Here is a 2,777-nt window from a genome sequence, read left to right as displayed (position 1 = left end):
TCGAGAGCTTCTACAACCGCCAGCGCCTCCATTCGGCCCTGGACTACCGCACGCCAGAACAGGCAGAACGACAAGCAGCAAACATAGCGTAACCCGTCCACGCAAGTCGTGGAGGATCAGGGGCGGCCGGCGTCCGACTCTTGCCTGCAACGACTGGTTGTTGATTGCCACTGAGGCCTGGGATCTCCCGCACTTTCCGTGCTGCTGGATCGCTGTCATGCGGTCTGGAGGACGCGGGCACGGAAGAGTGCAAAGCCCGCGCGGCCGTACATGGTGCGCTTGATCATCTTGAGCCGGTTGATCTGGCCCTCGACAGGGCTGGTGCTCCAGGGCAGCTCGAGTGCGGCTTGCACAGCCGCGGTGTCTTTGCGCAACTCGGCGACAAAGCTCGCGAGAGGGGTGGCGGCGGCCTCGTCCAATACCGCATCGAGCCTGTCGTCGCTCTGCCGCCGCAGCAGCCGGGCGATGCGCTTTGCGACAGTCACTGTTGCTTGCAGCACAGGTAGCTCGCCCAGCAGGCGCATGACAAAGGCGCGGTCGAGTTCAGGGGGTATTTCGCCGTTTGCCATCAGCAAGCGCGTGGCGCGGCGAGGCGTGGGTGGCCGCCAAGCAGGATCTCCGCTTGGTCCGGGGCGTGGGCATGCGACGGGCTCGTTCCTGCGCCTCTCGGTGGCCCAGGCCCTGACAACCGAAGGACGACCTGCAAAGCCAATGTGCACCAGTTCCCGCCACAGCCGGGCAGCGTTATGGCAGCCCTAGGCCCAGCGCTGCTCCAGAACGGCGCGATGGCGATCCAGGATGCTGTCGCGCCGCGGCATAGGCCAGCTTGGGGCAGCCCCGGCCCGCAGCCAGCGATGCAGCGTCTTGCGATCGGCACCGAGTTGGCGGGCCACTTGACTGATGGAAGTGCCCGCCGCGTGCAGGCGGGCGGCCTCCTCGTAGCGTGCCTGCCGCCAAGGATGTCTCGCCTCCTGGCATTGCCGGGCTGCTGAGGGCATGGCCGGGACGGCAACAGCGGCCGCCACGTCCTTGCCGATCTGCCGGATCACAGCATGATGGCGCTCCACCACCGCCTCGAGGGCCTCACCGAGGTTGCGCAGCAGGTGCCAGCGGTCGGCGACCTGCACCGCGTCGGGTGCGCCCTGGCGAGCACCGTCGGCATAGGCGCAGGCCCGGTCACGGGCGACGATCGTGATGCCGGGATGCCGCTGTAGCCAGTTCTTCAGCGTCTCCGCCTGCCGGTCTGGCAGGGGAGCGAGCACCCGGTTCCGCTTCAGATCAACGAGAATGCTGCCGTACCGGCGGCCGCGGCGCCAGGCCCGGTCATTGACCCCGAGCACCCGCGGCGGTGGGCTGGGCTCCGAGGACGGGTTCTGCCGGCGAAGCATGCGGAGCAACGTGTCTGCGCTGATGGGAACAGCCAGTCGCATCGCGAGGCGCGCGCCGGCTTCGCCGCCCAGGGCCAGACCAAGATGCCGCTGGAGATCGTCCAGCCGGCGGGTGCGGCGTGCCGCAACAGCGGCACCTTCAATCAGGCGCTCGGCAAAGGTCTGACGCTGACAAGCTGGATTCTGGCATCGCAGCCTGCGTGCCTGGATCTGCAGGGTCACCGGGCGGCCCTGCCAAGGCAGATCCTGCAGGTGGCGCTCATACCGGCTGTGCACCACCGTTGACGGGGCGCCGCAGTCTGGGCAGGCCGCCTTGCCGCCGCGAGAGGCGGCCACGATGACGAGGCTGTCCGGTGTCGGCAGGATCTGCCGGACCAGCAGCCCCTCCGGGATCAGGGGCAGCAGATGCTTGAGCATGACAGATCTCAAGAGTGAGGGACAACCAGTGCCTCATTCTTCTTGAGCGACGAGAGCGCGCTTCCAACGACGTTCGCCCACAACGTCGACTGATCTGAAGCACGACTGGCCTCGGTCTATACCTGCCAGCACCAGCCTCCATGTCAGCTCAGCAGTCATCGCAGCAAGTCTGCGCCAGCACGCGGGGCCGCAGAATAGGCTACGATCCGGTGTCGGAACAGGTTGCTGTGCCTTCTCACTCCTCTGTTCCACCAGGTTCTTCCTCAGTCGGTAGTTCGCAATGATTGTGGATGTGAGTCGCAGCGACGGCGGAATGGCCCATGGCCACTACGATCTGGTCAAGGCCGCGCACAATCGCTCCGGCCGCGTAAAGCCCCGGAACGGTGGTTTGATTGTGGTGATCAACGGTCAGCGCTCCGGTGTCATCGTGCTGAGCACCCAGGGCTAATGCAAGGCCGGTACGAAATCTGAGGCCGAGTGCCGAGTAGAGAACGTCAAAGCTCATATTGGCTCCATCAACACGCAGTGCCGCAATCCGGTCGTCTCGGATCTCCAGCGCATCGATGGGGCTTTCAACAACCTTTATTCTATGTTCTTCCACTCGTTGTCTTTGCTTCTGATCAAGCTCCATCCGCTTCCCTAAGGTCAGCAGGGTGACGTCGTCGGAGTAGGTCCGCGCAATGAAGATGGCCTCGCCAAGACCGTGAGTTCCATGTCCGATAATCGCAATCTTTTGGTCACGAGCCTCGTAACCGTCACAGATGGGACAGTATCGGACCAAACCACGCTGCACAGCATCAGGCAGCTCCGGAAAGTTCGGCTCGATGTCCTGTGCGCCTGTTGCAAGCAAGACCCGACGCGCTCTGATCTGCTGCCTCCCGCTGTCCTGCGATTCCACGGTCGCGATGAAGCTCCCAGATTGTTTCTGAAGATCGGCAATCAGGCCTTTAGCGATCCGGGCGCCATAACGTT

General features: G+C 64.3%; 1 protein-coding gene and 1 pseudogene. Both read right to left on the bottom strand.

Annotation, left to right across the window (positions count from 1 at the left end):
* Positions 1–215 precede the first annotated feature (215 nt).
* Positions 216–1,805: pseudogene (locus EBE87_RS28060) on the bottom strand (ISL3 family transposase).
* Positions 1,806–2,040: 235 nt separating this feature from the next.
* Positions 2,041–2,777, bottom strand: a 737-nt coding sequence (locus EBE87_RS28055; RefSeq protein ID WP_147465069.1) for an NAD(P)/FAD-dependent oxidoreductase, incomplete at its 5' end; no start/stop codon positions are given.

The sequence above is a fragment of the Teichococcus wenyumeiae genome (assembly GCF_003696345.1).
Taxonomy (GTDB): domain Bacteria; phylum Pseudomonadota; class Alphaproteobacteria; order Acetobacterales; family Acetobacteraceae; genus Pseudoroseomonas; species Pseudoroseomonas wenyumeiae.
Note: the sequence above shows the minus strand (reverse complement) of the source record. Positions and strands in the feature narration are given on the sequence as shown.